The sequence below is a fragment of the Micromonospora sp. NPDC057141 genome (assembly GCF_042670805.1).
Classification (GTDB): Bacteria; Actinomycetota; Actinomycetes; order Mycobacteriales; family Micromonosporaceae; genus Micromonospora.
On record NZ_JBHUVA010000034.1, the window covers coordinates 45,324 to 63,644 of the forward strand.

The following is an 18,321-nucleotide window of genomic DNA, read 5'->3' on the forward strand; positions in this document are numbered from 1 at the left end:
ACCGACTTCCGGATCGAGGCAGGTGCGACCCGATGAGCGACGACAAGCTGCGGTACTTCCTCAAGCGGGTGACCGCCGACCTGCACGACACGAAGCGCAAGCTCCAGACCGTCGAGGCCCGCGATACCGAACCCCTCGCCATCGTCTCGATGAGCTGCCGGTTCCCCGGCGGCGTGCGGTCACCCGAGGACCTGTGGGAGGTCGTCGCCGACGGCCGGGACGCCCTCACCGAGTTCCCGGCAGACCGGGGCTGGGACCTGGAGTCCCTCTACGACCCGGACCCGAACAAGCCGGGCAAGAGCTGCACGCGCGTCGGCGGGTTCCTCGACGACGCCGGGGCGTTCGACCCGACCCTGTTCGGCATCTCGCCGCGCGAGGCCCTTGCGATGGACCCGCAGCAGCGGCTGCTGCTGGAGACCTCGTGGGAGGCCGTCGAGCGGGCCGGCATCGACCCGGTGGAGCTGCGCGGCAGCTCCACCGGTGTCTTCGTCGGCGTGAGCACCTCCAACTACGGCATGGGCCTGCCGAACGTCCCCGAGGGCGTCGACATGTACCTCGGCACCGGCAACACCACCAGCGTCGCGTCCGGCCGGATCTCCTTCACCCTCGGCCTCAACGGCCCCGCCGTCACCGTCGACACCGCCTGCTCGTCGTCGCTGGTCGCCCTGCACCTGGCCGTGAACGCGCTGCGCCGCGGCGAGTGCGACCTCGCCATCGCCGGCGGCGTCACCGTCATGGCCACCCCCGGCGTCTTCGTCATCTTCTCCCGGCAGCGCGGCATGTCCGTCGACGGCCGGTGCAAGGCGTTCGCGGCCGGCGCGGACGGCACCGGCTGGGGCGAGGGCGGCGGCGTGCTCGTCGTCGAACGGCTCGCCGACGCCGAACGCAACGGCCACCCCGTCCTCGCCGTGATCCGGGGCAGCGCCCTCAACCAGGACGGCGCGTCCAACGGCCTCACCGCCCCCAACGGGCCCTCCCAGCAGCGGGTCATCCGGGCCGCCCTCGCCAACGCCCGGCTCGGCCCCGCCGACATCGACGTGGTGGAGGCGCACGGCACCGGCACCGTTCTCGGCGACCCCATCGAGGCGCAGGCGCTCATCGCCACGTACGGGCAGGACCGCCCCGCCGACCGGCCGCTCTGGCTGGGTTCGGTGAAGTCCAACATCGGCCACACCCAGAGCGCCGCCGGCGTCGCCGGCATGGTCAAGATGGTGATGGCGCTGCGCAACGGCGTCATGCCGGAGACCCTGCACGTCGACGAGCCGTCGAAGCACGTCGACTGGTCCGCCGGGACGGTGTCGCTGCTCACCGAGGCCAGGCCGTGGCCCGAGCTGGACCGCCCCCGGCGCGGCGGCGTCTCCTCGTTCGGTGTCAGCGGCACCAACGCCCACGTGATCCTGGAGGAGTACCGGCCGCAGGTCGCCGCCCCGGACGCCGCCGAAGGCGTGGACCAGGAAGCGGAGGCCGCCGCCGTCGCGCCCGTCCTCGTCGACTCGGACGTGACGGTGTGGCCCGTGTCCGCCCGGTCGAGGGCCGCCCTCGCCGGCCAGGCCGCCCGGCTCGCCGCCCACGTGCGGGAACACGGCGACCTCGCCCCGGCGGCGGTCGGCTGGTCCCTGGCCACCACCCGGTCGACGTTCGACCACCGCGCCGCCGTGGTCGGCGCGGACGCCGGGGAACTGCTGGCCGGGCTCGACGCCCTCGCCGCCGGCCAGCCAGCCGGCAACCTGGTCACCGGCACGGTCACCGGCTCCGGCGCCGGACCCGTCTTCGTCTTCCCCGGTCAGGGTGCGCAGTCGGCGGGGATGGCGGCTGGTCTGGTCGGCCGTACGCCGGTGTTCGACGGGAAGCTGGCCGAGTGTCAGGGGGCCCTCGCCCCCCACCTGGACGTGGGCCTGGTCTCCGTGCTTACCGGGGATGACGAGTCGTGGCTGGACCGGGTGGAGGTGGTGCAGCCGGTGCTGTGGGCCGTCGGTGTCGCCCTCGCCGCCGTCTGGCGCGCGGCCGGCGTCGTCCCGGACGCGGTGGTGGGTCATTCGCAGGGTGAGATCGGTGCGGCGTGTGTGGCGGGAATTCTGTCGCTGGCCGACGCGGCGAAGACCGTCGCCCTGCGCTCGCGGGCCCTCGCCGTGCTGCGGGGCACCGGCACCATGGCGTCGGTCGACCTGTCCGCCGACGCGGTGACCGCCCGCCTGTCCGGCTTCCCGGGCGTCGGCGTGGCAGCCGTCAACGGTCCCGGCACCGTGGTCGTGTCCGGGCCGCCGCAGCCCGTCGCCGACCTGGTCGACGCCTGCCAGGCCGACGGGGTGCGGGCGCGGTTGATCCCGGTGGACTACGCGTCGCACTCGCCGTCGGTGCAAGACGTCGCCGAGCGGCTGCGCGCCGACCTGGCCGACGTCGCCCCGCAGCCCGGCCACACCCGCCTCGTCTCGACGCTGACCGGCGACTGGGTCGACCCGGCGTCGATGACCGCCGACTACTGGTACGACAACCTGCGGCAGACCGTCCAGTTCGACGCGGCGATCCGCGTCGCCGTGGCGGCCGGCCACACGACGTTCGTGGAGGTCAGCCCGCATCCGGTGTTGACGATGCCGGTGACGGCGATTCTCGACGACGAGGGCGTCACCGGGCACATCCTGGGTAGCTTGCGGCGGGGTGACGACGACCCGACGCGGCTGCTGACGAATCTGGCCAGCGCGCACGCGATCGGCCTGCCCGTCGACCTGACGCGAGTGCTCGCCGAGACCGGCACCGTGCCGCTGCCCACGTACGCGTTCGACCACCAGCGCTTCTGGCTCGACGGCAGCGGCGGCGTCGACCTGGAGGCGCTGCTCCAGGGCGCGGCCGACCCCGACGACGCCGGCTTCTGGGCCGCCGTGGAACGCGGCGACCTCACCGCGCTCGCCGAGGCCGTCGCCACCGACGACACCCCCGCCTACGAGGCCCTCGACGCGCTGGGCCCCGCCCTGCCGCTGCTCACCTCGTGGCGGCGCAAGCGCCGCCGGCAGTCCGACATCGACAGCTGGCGCTACCAGGACACCTGGAAGCCGCTGACCGGCATCGCCAGCCGGGGCATGACCGGCACCTGGGTCGTGGTCCTGCCCACCGGCGACATCGTCGAGCCCTGGCAGGACGCCTGCGTCGAGGCGATCACGGCGGCCGGCGCGACCGTCGTCGCCGTGCCCGTCTCCACCACCGACGCCGACCGCGACCTGCTCGGCAAGCTGCTGCGCGAGGCCCTGGTCGCCGCCGGCGGCGGCACCGACGAGCCCGCCGAGGTGACCGGCGTGGTGTCGCTGCTCGCCTTCGACGAACTGGTCCACCCGCTGCACCCGTCCGTGCCCGGCGGCTTCGCCGCCACCGTCGCGCTGTTCCAGGCGCTCGGCGACGTCGGCCTGCGCGCCCCCATGTGGGCCGTCACCTCCGGCGCCGCCTCCGTCGGCCGCGCCGACCTGCTGCGCTCCCCGACCCAGGCCCTCGTCTGGGGCTTCGGCCGGGTCGCCGCCCTGGAACACCCGCAGCGCTGGGGCGGCCTCGTCGACCTGCCCGAGGCCGTCGACGAGCGCTGCGCCGGCCTGCTGGTCGCGGCGCTCACCGCCGCCGGCGACGAGGACCAGATCGCGGTACGCCCCGGCGGTCTCCTCGCCCGCCGGCTCACCCGGGTGCCGCTGGGCGACAGCCAGCCCGCCAACAAGTGGGAGCCCTACGGGACGGCGCTCGTCACCGGCGGCACCGGCGCGCTCGGCGGGCACGCCGCCCGCTGGCTGGCCCGCAGCGGCGTGCAGAACATCGTCGTCGCCAGCCGGCGGGGCATGGCCGCGCCCGGCGCGCAGCAGCTCGTCGACGACCTCACCGCGCTGGGCGCGCAGGCCAGCGTCGTCGAGTGCGACGCCGCCGACCGCGACGCCCTGGCCGCGCTGATCGAGGCGATCCCCGCCGAACAGCCCCTCACCACGGTCGTGCACGCCTCCGCCGTCCTCGACGACGCCATGATCAACGACATCCGGCTGGACCAGATCGAGCGGGTGCTCCAGGCCAAGGTCGACGTCGCGTACCACCTGCACGAGCTGACCCTCGACCTGGACCTGTCCGCGTTCGTCATGTTCTCCTCCTTCGCCGGCAGCGTCGCCAGCTCCGGCGTCGGCAACTACGCGCCCAGCAACGCGTTCCTCGACGCCCTCGCCCAGCATCGGCGCGGCCTCGGCCTGCCCGCCACCTCCATCGCCTGGGGCGCCTGGGCCGGCGGCGGCATGGCTGACGGGCCGCTCGGCGAGCTGCTGCACCGCCACGGCGTACCCGAGATGGCCCCCGACGCGGCCATCGCCGCCCTGCACCAGGCCGTCGACCACGGCGAGGCGTTCCTCACCATCGCCGACATCGCCTGGGAGCGGTTCTCCGTCGCCTTCACCGCCACCCGGCCCGGGCCGCTGATCAGCGACCTGCCGGACGTGCGGCGGCTCCAGGCGACCGAGCGGATCGCCACGGTGGAGACCGGCGACGGCCCCGACTCGCTCCAGGAGCGGCTCGCCGGGCTGCCCGCCGCCGACCGGCTCGCCGTGCTGCTCGGCCTCGTGCGCGGTCAGGTCGCCGCCGTGCTCAACTACCCGTCGGCCGAGTCGGTCGACGAGCACCGGGCGTTCCGCGAGCTGGGCTTCGACTCCGTCACCGCCGTCGAGCTGCGCAACCGGCTCGGCTCAGCCACCGGCGTCGCCCTGCCCGTCACGCTGGTCTTCGACTACCCGACCCCGACGACGCTGGCGGAGTACCTCTTCGCCGAGGTCGCCCACGACGACGTGGTCACCCCGACGGTACTCCTCGACGACCTCGACCGGATCGCCGACAGCCTCGACGTGGTGGCGCGCGACGAGGCGGCCCGGGTGCGGGCCACCGTCCGCCTCCAGGCGATGCTCTCCCGCCTCGGCCAGGCCACCGGCGGCGCCGACATCGGCCGGCACCTCGACGACGCCACCGACGACGAACTGTTCGCGATGGTGGACAAGGACCTCGGCATCTCCTGACCCGCCCCGGCTCACCCCCGTCCCTTGCGAGGAAGCGGCACCCCGATGGCCAATGAAGACAAGCTCCGCGACTACCTCAAGCGGGTCATGGCTGATCTCCACGACACCCGCCGCCGGCTCACTGAGGCGCAGTCCCAGGAGCTGGAGCCGGTCGCGATCGTGGCGATGAGCTGCCGCCTGCCCGGCGGGGTACGCAACCCCGACGAGCTGTGGGAGCTGCTGCGGGCCGGCCGGGACGCTGTCGCGCCGTTCCCCGCCGACCGGGGCTGGGACGTCGAACGGCTCTACCACCCCGACCCCGACCACCCGGGCACCTCGTACGCCCGCGAGGGCGGGTTCGTCGACGGGGCCGGCGACTTCGACTCCGCCTTCTTCGGCATCTCGCCCCGCGAGGCGCTGACCATGGACCCGCAGCAGCGGCTGCTGCTGGAGACGTCCTGGGAGGCCGTCGAGGCCGCCGGCATCGACCCCGCCTCGCTGCGCGGCAGCCGCACCGGCGTCTTCGTCGGCACCAATGGGCAGGACTACGGGACCCTGCTGATGATGTCGCCCGACGGCGACGAGGGCCACTCGATGACCGGCGGCGCGGCGGCCGTCGCGTCCGGCCGGGTGTCGTACACCCTCGGCCTGGAGGGGCCGGCCGTCTCCATCGACACGGCCTGCTCGTCGTCGCTGGTCGCGCTGCACCTCGCGGTGCAGGCGCTGCGGGCGGGGGAGTGCGACCTCGCGCTGGCCGGCGGCGTCACCGTGATGGCCACCCCCGGCCTCTACATCGGGTCCAGCCGGCAACGCGCCCTCGCCCCCGACGGGCGGTGCAAGTCGTTCGCCGCCGCCGCCGACGGCGCCGGCTTCTCCGAGGGCGTCGGCTGGCTGCTGGTCGAGCGGCTGTCGGACGCGCGGCGCCACGGCCACCAGGTCCTCGCCGTCGTACGCGGCTCCGCCGTCAACCAGGACGGCGCGTCCAACGGGCTCACCGCCCCGAACGGGCCGGCGCAGCAGCGGGTGATCAGCCAGGCCCTCGCCTCGGCCCGCCTGTCCACGGCGGACGTGGACGTGGTGGAGGCGCACGGCACCGGCACGACCCTGGGTGACCCGATCGAGGCGCAGGCGCTGCTCGCCACCTACGGGCAGGACCGGGGCGGTGCCGCGCCGCTGCTGCTGGGCTCGGTGAAGTCCAACATCGGTCACGCCCAGGCGGCGGCCGGTGTGGCCGGGATCATCAAGATGGTCCTCGCCATGCGGCACGGCGTCGTCCCGGCGACGCTGCACGTGGACGCCCCGTCGCCGCACATCGACTGGTCGGCCGGTGCGGTGGAGCTGGCCACCGAGGCCACGCCATGGCCAGAGACGGGTCGGACGCGGCGCTCGGCGGTGTCGTCGTTCGGCATTTCCGGCACCAACGCCCACATCATCCTCGAACAGCCGGAGGAACCCGCCGACGCCCCGGCGGGGGCCCGCTCGCCGGGCCTGGTCGCCGCTGACGTGGCGGTGTGGCCGGTGTCGGCGCGGTCGCGGGCCGCGCTCGCCGGCCAGGCCGCCCGGCTGGCCGCGTACCTGCGGGAGCGGGGCGGGCAGGACGCCGCCGCCGTGGGCTGGTCCCTGGCGACGACCCGGTCCACCTTCGACCAGCGGTCGTCGGTCGTCGGGTCGAGCGTCGAGGAACTGCTGTCGGGCCTGGACGCCCTCGCGAATGGCCTGCCGGCGGGCAACGTGGTGTCCGCTGTGGCCGCGTCCCCGGGCACGGGTCCGGTGTTCGTGTTTCCGGGTCAGGGCGCGCAGTCGGCGGGGATGGCGGCCGGTCTGGTGGGTCGCACGCCCGTGTTCGACACGCGTCTGGCGGAGTGCCAGCGGGCCCTGGCCCCGTATCTGGACGTGGATCTCGTCTCCGTGTTGACGGAGGATGACGAGTCGTGGCTGGAGCGGGTGGAGGTGGTGCAGCCGGTGCTGTGGGCTGTGGGTATCGCTCTGGCCGCGGTGTGGGAGCACGTGGGCGTGTTCCCGCAGGCGGTGGTGGGTCACTCGCAGGGTGAGATCGGTGCGGCGTGTGTGGCGGGGATCCTGTCCCTGGACGACGCGGCGAAGACGGTGGCGTTGCGGTCGCAGGCTCTGGCGGTGCTGCGGGGGACCGGCACCATGGCGTTGCTGGACCTGTCCGCCGACGCGGTCACTGAACGACTTGCCGCGTTCCCGGGTGTTGGCGTGGCGGCCGTGAACGGTCCCGGCATCGTGGTCGTCTCCGGGCCGCCGCAGCCCGTCGCCGACCTTGTGGACGCCTGCCAGGCCGACGGGATCCGGGCGCGGTTGATCCCGGTGGACTACGCGTCGCACTCCCCGTCGGTGCAGGAGGTCGCCGAACAGTTGCGTGCCGATCTGGCCGACGTGACTCCGCAGCCCGGCCACACCCGCCTCGTGTCGACGCTGACGGGTGACTGGGTCGACCCGGCGTCGATGACGGCCGACTACTGGTATGACAACCTGCGGCAGACCGTCCAGTTCGACGCGGCGGTCCGGGTCGCGGTGGCAGCCGGGCACACGACGTTCGTGGAGATCAGCCCGCATCCGGTGCTCACCATGCCGGTGACGGCGATCCTCGACGACGCCGGGGTCACCGGCCATACCCTGGGCAGCCTGCGGCGGGGTGACGACGACCCGACGCGGCTGCTGACCAACCTCGCCACCGCCCACGCCATCGGCCTGCCCGTCGACCTGACGAAGGTCCTCGCCGCGACGGCGACCGTCGACCTGCCCACCTACGCGTTCGACCACCACCGGTACTGGCCCGCCCCGCCGCTGTTCCTCACCCAGGGCGACGACGCGCCCGACATCGACCGGTGGCGGTACCGGATCACCTGGCCCGCCCTGCCCGACCTGCCGTTGACCTGGCTCGCCGGGACCTGGCTGGTCCCGCTGCCCGCCGGCACGGCCGACGATCCACTGGTCGCCGGGGTGCTCGGCGCGCTCGGCAACTTCGGCGCGGACGTCGTACCCGTCGAGGTGGACGCCACCGGCGACGCCGCGACCCTCGCCGACGGGCTGCGCGCCGCGCTCCCGGCGGACGGGCCGGCGGCCGTGCTCTCCCTGCTCGGCCTGGACGAGCGGGCGCACCCCGACCACCCGGCCACCTCGCTCGGCGGCACCGGGACGGTCCTGCTCGTGCAGGCGCTGGGGTCGCTCGGCGTCGAGGCCCGGCTGTGGTGCGCGACCCGGGGGGCCGTCGCCGTCGGCATCGACGACCAGCCGCCGAACCCCACGGCCGCCGCCGTCTGGGGCCTCGGCCGCGCCGTCGCCCTGGAACACCCCGGCCGCTGGGGCGGCCTGGTCGACCTGCCGGACACCCTCGACGCGCACGCCGGTGCCCTGCTCTGCGCGGCCCTCGGCGACACCGGTGGCGAGGACCAGCTCGCCGTCCGTGACACCGGGGTCTACGCCCGCCGGCTCACCCGGATCCCCGAGCCCGAGCCGACCACCCCCGACGACCCCGACGCGACCTGGCGGATGCGCGGCACCGTGCTGATCACCGGCGGCACCGGCGGGCTCGGCGGGCACCTCGCCCGCTGGGCCGCCCGCCGTGGTGCCGCGCACCTGCTGCTGGCCAGCCGGCGCGGCCCCGACGCCCCGGGCGCGGCCGAGCTGGAGGCCGAGCTGACCGACCTCGGCGTACGGGTCACCGTCGCCGCCTGCGACGTCACCGACCGCGCCCAGCTTGCCACCCTGCTCGCCGCCGCCCCGCACGACGCCCCGCTGACCGCCGTGCTGCACACCGCCGCCGTCCTCGACGACGGCATCGTCGACACGGCCACCCCGCTGCGCCTGCACACCGTCGCCGCGCCCAAGTGCGTCGCCGCCGACCACCTCGACGAGCTGACCCGCGCCCTCGACCTCGACGCGTTCGTGCTGTTCTCGTCCGTCGCCGGCACCACCGGCAACGCCGGCCAGGGCGCGTACGGTGCGGCGAACGCCTACCTCGACGCCCTCGCCGAGCGGCGTCGCGCACAGGGCCGGCCCGCCCTGTCGGTGGCGTGGGGCGCGTGGAGCGGGGCCGGCCTGCCCGCCGACAACGAGCGCGCCCAGCAGCGGCTGCGCCGGGGTGGCATGGTCGGCATGGACCCCGACCTGGCCGTGGAGGCCCTCGCCCGCGCGCTGCGCCGGGGCGAGACGACGACGCTGATCGCCGACATCGACTGGGCCCGGTTCGCCCCCGCGTTTACCCTGGTCCGGCCCAGCCCGCTGATCGGGGACCTGCCCGAGGTGATCGAGGCGGCCCGGCCGGCCGCCGCGCCGGACGGCGAGGAGGAGGCGGACGCGCCGTCGGGTGCGCTCGTCCGCCGGCTCGCCGGGCTGTCCCGGGCCGACCGCGCCGAGGCGCTGCTGGAGCTGGTCCGCCAGTGCGCGGCGACCGCGCTGGGCTACGGCTCCGCAGACGACGTGCCGGCCACCCGCCCGTTCCGGGACCTCGGGCTGGACTCGCTGACCGCCGTGGACATGCGCAACTTCCTGGCCACCGCCACCGACCTGCGGCTGCCCGCCACGCTCGCCTTCGACTACCCGAACCCGACGGTGCTCGCCGCGCACCTGGCGGAGCTGCTCACCGGGGCCGCCCCCGACCCGGCGACCCCCGCGCCGGCCGCCGCGCCCGTGGACGACGAGCCCATCGCGATCGTCGCGATGAGCTGCCGCCTGCCCGGCGGCGCGGACAACCCGGAGCAGCTGTGGCAGCTCCTCGCCGCCGGCGGCGACGCGATCGGCGAGTTCCCCACCGACCGGGGCTGGGACCTCGACCGGCTGTTCGACTCCGACCCGGAGAACGAGGGCACCAGCTACGCCCGGGAGGGCGGCTTCGTCACCGGCGTCGCCGACTTCGACCCCGGGTTCTTCGGCATCAGCCCCCGCGAGGCCCTCGCCATGGACCCGCAGCAGCGGCTGCTGCTGGAGGCGTCCTGGGAGGCGATCGAGCGGGCCGGCATCGACCCGCAGGCCCTGCGGGGTACCCCCGCCGGCGTCTTCGTCGGCACCAACTACCAGGACTACCGCAACCTGATGTTCAGCGCCGAGGGCGCCGAGGGGCACCTGATGACCGGCAACGCCGGCAGCGTGCTCTCCGGCCGGGTGTCGTACACCCTCGGGCTGGAGGGGCCCGCCGTGTCGGTCGACACGGCCTGCTCCTCGTCGTTGGTCGCCCTGCACTGGGCCTGCCAGGCGCTGCGCCAGGCGGAGTGCTCCATGGCCCTCGTCGGCGGCGTCACCGTCATGTCCACCCCCGGCGTGTTCGTCGGCTTCAGCCGGCAGCGGGGGCTGGCCCCGGACAGCCGGATCAAGGCGTTCGCATCCGCCGCCGACGGCACCGGCTGGGGCGAGGGGCTCGGCGTGCTGCTGGTCGAGCGGCTCAGCGACGCCCGCCGCCACGGCCACCCCGTGCTCGCGGTGATCCGGGGCAGCGCCGTCAACCAGGACGGCGCGTCCAACGGGCTGACCGCCCCGAACGGGCCGTCGCAGCAGCGGGTGATCCGGCAGGCCCTGGCCAACGCCGGGCTCACCGCCGCCGACGTGGACGCCGTCGAGGCGCACGGCACCGGCACGAAGCTGGGCGACCCGATCGAGGCGCAGGCGCTGCTCGCCACGTACGGCAGCCAGCGGCCCGCCGACCAGCCGCTGTGGCTGGGCTCGATCAAGTCGAACATCGGGCACACCCAGGCCGCCGCCGGGGTCGCCGGCATCATCAAGATGGTCCTCGCCCTGCGCTACGGCTTCCTGCCGGCGACCCTGCACGTCGACGAGCCCACCGACCAAGTCGACTGGAGCGTCGGCGCGGTCGAGTTGCTCACCGAGGGCCGGCCCTGGCCGGTCACCGGCCACCCGCGCCGGGCCGCCGTCTCCTCCTTCGGCATCAGCGGCACCAACGCCCACACCATCCTGGAGCAGGCCCCCGAGGAGGTCGCGCCCGTCGCGCCGGCCGGCGACCCGGGCCGGCTGCCGGTGGTGCCGGTGCTGCTGTCGGCGCGTACCCCGGTGGCCCTCGCCGCCCAGGCCGGGCCGTGGGTCGACCAGCTCACCGGGCCGGAGGCCCCGCCGATGGTCGACGTCGGCTGGTCGTCGGTGGTGTCGCGGGCGGACCTCGACCACCGGGCCGTCGTCCTCGCCGCCGACCGGATCGCGCTGCGCACCGGGCTGCGCGCCCTCGCCACCGGCGACGACTCGCCGCTGCTGGTCACCGGGGCCGCCGCGCCCCGGCCGAAGGTGGCGTTCCTGTTCTCCGGGCAGGGCGCGCAGCGGCCCGGGATGGGCCGCGAGCTGGCCGAGGCGTTCCCCGCCTTCGCCGCCGCCCTCGACGAGGTCTGCGCCGCCTGCGACCCGCACCTGCCGGGGCCGCTGCGACCGGTGCTGTTCGCCGAGCCCGGCACCGCCGACGCGGCGCTGCTCGACCGCACCGAGTACACCCAGCCCGCGCTGTTCGCCGTCGAGGTGGCGCTGTTCCGGCTGCTGGAGGCGTGGGGCGTGCGGCCCGACGCGGTCGCCGGGCACTCCATCGGTGAGTTCGCCGCCGCCCACGCCGCCGGGGTGCTCTCCCTGGCCGACGCCGCCGTGCTGGTCGTCGCCCGGGGCCGGCTGATGCAGGCCCTGCCCGACGGCGGGGCGATGCTCGCCGTCGCCGCGTCCGAGGCCGACGTGCTCGCCGCCCTCGGCGACCGCGCCGACCGGGTCTCCGTCGCCGCCGTCAACGGCCCCGCCGCCGTGGTGCTCTCCGGGGCCGGCGACGCCGTCGAGGAACTGGCCGCCGAGTGGGCCGCCCGGGGCGTACGGGTGCGGCGGCTCACCGTCAGCCACGCCTTCCACAGCCCGCTGATGGACCCGGTGCTCGACGACCTCGCCGCCGTCGCCGGGCGGCTGCGCTGGCAGGCCCCGACCGTGCCGATGATCTCCACGGTCACCGGCGCGCCCGTCGGCGCGGACGAGCTGGGCGACCCGGGGTACTGGGCGCGGCACGCCCGCGACGCCGTACGCTTCGCCGACGCCGTCGCGGCCCTGCGCGAGCAGGGCACCACCGCGTACGTCGAGATCGGCCCCGACGGGGTGCTCACCGCCCTCACCCAGGGTGTCCTCGCCGAGGGCGCCCCGGCCGGCGGGCGGGCCCCGCTGGTCACGCCGACCCTGCGCCGGGACCGCCCCGAGCCGGCCGCCCTGCTGCGGGCCGCCGCCGCCCTGCACACCCACGGCGTCAGCCCCGACTGGCCCGCCCTGTACGCCGGCACCGGCGCGCAGCGCGTCGACCTGCCCACGTACGTGTTCGACCGGCAGCGGTACTGGCCGGAACCGCCGGCCTGGGCCACCGCCGGACCCACCCCCGGCGACGGCTCCGCCGACGACACCGAGGTGGAGCGCCGGTTCTGGGCGGCCGTCGACGCGGAGGACCTCGACTCCCTGGCCCGCGAGCTGGACGTCGACCGCGACCAGCCGTTCGGGGCGGTGCTGCCGGCCCTGTCGGCGTGGCGGCGGCGCGGCCGGGAACGGTCCCTGGTGGACGATGCCCGCTACCGGGCAGCCTGGGAGCCGCTCGCCGCCACCCAGGAGCCCCAGGAGCCCGGCCACTGGCTGGTGCTGCTGCCCGTTGACCGGGCCGACGATCCCGTCCTGGACTCCTGCACGTGGACCCTCGGCGCGGACGTGACCACCGTCGGCGTCGACCTCGCCGCCGACCCCGACGAGCTGGGCGGGCAGCTCGCCGACGTGCTCGGCGAGGCCCTGGACGCCGCCGAGGGGACCCTGTCGGTGCTGTCCTTCCTCGGCCTGGACGACGCCCCGCACGCCGAGCACCCGGCGCTGCCTCGCGGCCTCGCCGCGACCGTCCAGCTGCTCCAGGAGCTCGCCGACCGCGACGCGGCGGCCCGCCTGTGGTGCGTCACCCAGGGCGCCGTCGGCACCGGCGACGGCGACGCGCCGGCCAACCCCCGGCAGGCGATGCTGTGGGGCCTTGGCCGGGTGGCGGCGCTGGAGCAGCCCGCCCGCTGGGCCGGGCTGGTCGACCTGCCCGTAACGATCGACAGCTGGGCGGCCATGCGGCTCGGCAACGTCCTCACCGGCGGCGTCGCCGAGGACCAGCTCGCCGTCCGCGACTCGGACGTGCTGGTACGCCGCCTCGCCCCGGCCGTCACCGCCGGGGAACCGGAGCCGTGGCAGCCCCGGGGCACGGTGCTGATCACCGGCGGCACCGGCGCGCTCGGCGGGCACGTGGCCCGCTGGGTGGCCGCCGCCGGCGCGCAGCGGGTGGTGCTGACCAGCCGGCGCGGCACCGACACCCCCGGCGCGGCCGGACTGCTGGCCGAGCTGGAAGCCCTCGGCGTCGAGTGCCGGGTCGCCCGGTGCGACGCCGCCGACCGGGCCGGCATGACCGACCTGATCGCCGACCTGCGCCGCGACGGGCCGCCGCTGCGCGCCGTGGTGCACGCCGCCGGGGTCAGCGAGGTGGTGCCGCTGACCGACACGACGCTGGAGGACCTCGCGTACGTGATCGCCCCGAAGCTCGTCGGCGCGGAGCTGCTCGACGAGCTGCTCGACGGCGTCGAGCTGGACGCGTTCGTGCTCTTCTCGTCCATCGCGGCGGTGTGGGGTAGCGGCGGGCAGGGCGCGTACGCCGCCGGCAACGCCCACCTCGACGCGCTCGCCGAGCGGCGTCGCGCGCAGGGCCGGCCCGCCCTGTCCGTGGCGTGGGGGCCGTGGACCGAGTCGGGCATGTTCTCCGACGGCGCGCCGGAGCAGCTGCGCCGCCGGGGCCTGCGGGTCATGCCGCCGGGCGTGGCGCTGGCCGGGCTGCGGCACGCGCTCGCGGCCGGGGACACCTGCGTCACCGTCGCCGACGTCGACTGGGCCACCTTCCACCCGCTGTTCACCGCGCTGCGGCCCAGCCCGCTGCTGGCCGACCTGCCGGCCGTGCACGCGCTGACCGCCGCCCCGGCCGTCGCGCCCGACCCGGCCGCGCCGGCCGGCCGGGACCTGCTGGCCGGGCTGCGGTCGCTGCCCGGCCAGGAGCGGCGGGCGGCGCTGCTGGAGATGGTCCGGGTGGACGCGGCGAAGGTCCTCGGCCACTCCTCCGGCGACGCGATCGAGACCGACCGGGGCTTCCTCGACCTCGGCTTCGACTCGCTGACCGCCGTGGAGCTGCGCAACCTGCTCACCGCCGCGACCGGGCACGACCTGCCCACCACGGTCGTGTTCGACTACCCGACGCCGGCCGGCCTCGCCGACCACCTGCACGAGGAGCTGTTCGGCGCCCAGGCCGGGCCGGACGCCGACGGCTCGGACGCGGGCGGCCCCGGCCCGGTCGGTTCCGGCGACGAGGAGCAGGTGCGGCGGGTCCTCGCCGCGATCCCGCTGGACCAGCTGCGCCAGGCCGGCCTGCTCGACCAGCTCCTCCAGCTCGCGCACACCGTCACCGGCCCGGCCACGCCGACCGCACCGGCCGCCCCCGAGGCGGAGATCCGTGAGCTCGACGTCGCCGGCCTGGTCCGGATGGCCCTGGAAGGCACCGACTCGTGACCCGGCCCGCCCCAAGGAGCCCCGAATGAGCGTCTCGCTGGACGAGGTCGTCAGCGCGCTGCGCGCGTCCCTGCTCGACAACCAGAAGCTGCGCCAGCAGAACCAGCAGCTCGCCGCCACGCTCGGCGAACCGGTGGCGATCATCGGGATGAGCTGCCGGTTCCCCGGCGGGGTCAGTTCGCCGGAGCAGCTGTGGGACCTCGTGGCCGCCGGCACCGACGCCATGGCCCCGTTCCCCGGCGACCGGGGCTGGAACATGGACGCGCTCTACGACGCCGACCCGGCCAGCCGGGGCACCTCGTACGTGCGCGACGGCGGGTTCCTCTACGACGCCGGGGACTTCGACCCCGCGTTCTTCGGCATCAGCCCCCGCGAGGCCCTCGCCATGGACCCGCAGCAGCGGCTGCTGCTGGAGGCCGCGTGGGAGGCGTTCGAGCGGGCCGGGATCGACCCGACGACGCTGCGCGGCGCGCCCACCGGCGTGTACGCGGCCACCAGCAGCCAGGGCGACTACGCGGCCCTGCTGTCCGGGGCCGGCGGCGGCGTCGAGGGCTACCTCGGCACCGGCAGCGCCGCCGCCGTGGCCAGCGGTCGGATCTCCTACGCCCTCGGCCTGGAGGGGCCGGCCGTCACCGTCGACACGGCCTGCTCGTCGTCGCTGGTCGCGCTGCACCTGGCCTGCCAGGCGCTGCGGCTCGGCGAGTGCACCCTCGCGCTGGCCGGCGGGGTGTCGGTGATGGCCACCCCGACGGTCTTCGTCGAGTTCTCCCGCCAGCGCGGCCTGTCCACCGACGGGCGGTGCAAGTCGTTCGCCGCCGCCGCCGACGGCACCGGCTGGTCCGAGGGCGTCGGCATGCTGCTCGTCGAGCGGCTGTCCGACGCCCGCCGCAACGGCCACCGGGTGCTCGCCGTGATCCGGGGCAGCGCCGTCAACCAGGACGGGGCCAGCAGCGGGCTCACCGCCCCCAACGGCCCCTCCCAGCGCCGGGTCATCAAGCAGGCCCTGGCCAACGCCGGACTCACCGCCGACCAGGTCGACGCCGTCGAGGCGCACGGCACCGGCACCACCCTCGGCGACCCGATCGAGGCGCAGGCGCTGCTCGCCACGTACGGCAAGGGCCGGGGCGACGCCGCGCCGCTGCTGCTCGGCTCGATCAAGTCGAACGTCGGCCACACCCAGGCCGCCGCCGGTGTCGCCGGGATCATCAAGATGGTCCTCGCGATGCGGCACGGGGTGCTGCCGCCCACCCTGCACGTCGACGCGCCCACCCCGCACGTCGACTGGTCCGCCGGGGCGGTGACCCTGCTGACCGGGACCACCCCGTGGCCGCGCACCGGCCGGCCGCGCCGCGCCGGGGTGTCCGCGTTCGGGGTCAGCGGCACCAACGCGCACACCATCGTCGAGCAGGCCGACCCCGCCGACGCGGAGCCCGCCCGCCCGGCCGGCCGGCCCGCCCCGACGGTGGTGGCGTGGATCGTCTCCGCCCGCTCCGCCCCGGCCCTCGCGGGGCAGGCCCGCCGCCTGCTCGCCCACCTCGCCGCCCACCCCGACCTCGCCCCGGCCGACGTGGCGTACTCGCTGGTCACCACCCGGGCCGCCCTGCCGCACCGGGCCGCCGTCACCGGCGACGACGCCGACGCGCTGCGCGCCGGCCTGCGCGCGGTCGCCGAGGACCGGCCCGCCCCCCACGTCGTACGGGGCGTGGCCCGTCCCGCCGGCAAGCTCGCCTTCCTGTTCACCGGGCAGGGCGCGCAGCGCCCCGGCATGGGCGCGGAGCTGCACCGCCGGTTCCCGGTCTTCGCGGCCGCGTTCGACGAGGTGGCCGCCGAACTCGACCGGCACCTGACCCGCCCGCTGCGCGAGGTGGTCTTCGCCGCGCCGGGCACGCCCGAGGCGGCCCTGCTGGACCGCACCGAGTTCACCCAGCCGGCGCTGTTCGCGTACGAGGTGGCCGCGTACCGGATGGTCACCGCGTGGGGGCTGCGCCCGCAGCAGCTGCTCGGGCACTCCGTCGGCGAGCTGGCCGCCGCGCACGTCGCCGGGGTGCTGTCGTTGGCCGACGCCGCCGCGCTGGTGGCCGCCCGGGGTCGGCTCATGCAGGCCCTGCCCGGCGGCGGGGCGATGCTCGCGGTGCGCGCGTCCGAGGCCGAGGTGGCCCCGCTGCTCGACGACCGGGTCGCCCTGGCCGCCGTGAACGGCCCCGCGTCGGTGGTGCTCTCCGGCGACCCCGACGCCGTGGCGGCGGCCGGCGAACGGCTCGCCGCCCAGGGCCACCGGACCCGCCCGCTGCGGGTCAGCCACGCCTTCCACTCCGCCCGGATGGACGCGATGCTGGCCGACTTCCGGGTGGTCGCCGAGAAGGTCACCTGGCACCCGCCGGCCGTGCCGCTGGTCTCCGACCGCACCGGGGCCGCGCTGAGCGCCGCCGAGGCCACCGACCCCGGATACTGGGTCGACCACGTCCGGGACACCGTCCGCTTCCACGCCGGCATGGCCACCCTCGCCGCCGCCGGGGTCGGCACCTTCCTGGAGCTGGGCCCGGACGGCGCGCTCACCGCCCTGGGTCGGGAGTGCCTGCCCGACGCCGACGCGGCGGCGTTCGCGCCGGTCGCCCGCCGCGACCAGCCGGAGGCGGCCACCCTGCTCGCCGCGCTCGCCGCCGTCGACCTGCGCGGGGCGGGCGTCGACTGGGCCGCGCCCTTCGCCGGCACCGACGCCGCCCGGGTCGAGCTGCCCACCTACGCGTTCCACCACGAGCGGTACTGGCCGCAGCCGCCGGTGCTCCACCTCGCCCCCCGCCCGGCGTCCGACGCCGCCGACGAGGAGTTCTGGGCCGCCGTGGACACCGCCGAGCCCGCCGCGCTGGCCGACGTCCTCGGCGTCGACGCCGCCCGGCGGGACGCCCTGGCCGACCTGCTGCCGGCGCTGGCCGCGTACCGGGGACGGCAGCGTCGCCGGGCCGAGCTGGACGGCCTGCGCTACCGCACCACCTGGACCCGCGTCGACCCGCCGGCCGCCACCCCCGCCGCAGCCCTCGGCCCCTGCCTGGTCGTCGCCGACCCCGACGCCGACGGGCGGTCCGCCGCCGTGCTGGCCGCCCTGGCCGACGCCGGCCTGTCACCCGCCCTCGTGCCCCCCGGCGGCCTCGCCGCCGCGCTGGCCGGTACCGCCCCGGCCCTGGTCCTGTCGCTGCTCGCGGCGGGGGAGCCGGGCGGGGCCGGACCGTCGGCCGGACTCTCCGGGACGGACGCCGCCGCCGGCCTGCCCGACCCTTCCGGGCTGTCCGGGGGCGGCCCGCTGGCCGGCACCGTCGCGCTGGTCCGGGCCCTCGCCGACGCCGGTGCCGCCGCGCCGCTGTGGTGCGTGACCCGGGGCGCGGTCGCGGTCGACGCCGACGACCCCGCGCCGGACGTCGCCGGGGCGTCCGTCTGGGGCCTGGGCCGGGTCCTCGCGCTGGAGCAGCCGCGCCTGTGGGGCGGCCTGGTGGACCTCCCGGCCGACGCCGACGCCGCAGCCCTGGCCGCGCTGGCCCGGCTCGTCGCGGCCGGCGGCGACGAGGACCAGCTCGCGGTCCGCGTCGCCGGGACGTATGCGCGGCGCCTCGAACGCGCCCCCACCGGGCCGGCCGCCGCCGACGCCGACTGGCGGCCCCGGGGCGCGGTGCTGGTGCACGGCTCGGCGGCCGTGCGCGCCCCGCACGTGCTGCGCTGGCTGGCCGGGCGCGGCGCGACCCACCTGGTCCTCGCCGGCACCGACGCCCCCGCCGACGGGGGC

At 76.6% G+C, this 18,321-nt stretch carries 3 protein-coding genes; all 3 read left to right on the plus strand.

From position 1 onward, the window contains the following. The first annotated feature begins 32 nt into the window (after window positions 1-32). Window positions 33-5,018 (plus strand): type I polyketide synthase, encoded by a 4,986-nt coding sequence (locus ACFT41_RS18400; protein WP_377613926.1) that lies wholly within the window; start codon window positions 33-35, stop codon window positions 5,016-5,018. 45 nt (window positions 5,019-5,063) lie between these two features. Continuing rightward, entirely contained in the window at window positions 5,064-14,546 is a 9,483-nt protein-coding gene (locus tag ACFT41_RS18405) for a type I polyketide synthase (RefSeq protein ID WP_377613927.1), read from the plus strand. Window positions 14,547-14,571: 25 nt separating this feature from the next. After that, window positions 14,572-18,321: type I polyketide synthase (locus tag ACFT41_RS18410; protein WP_377613928.1), on the plus strand; the 3,750-nt coding region annotated here is incomplete at its 3' end.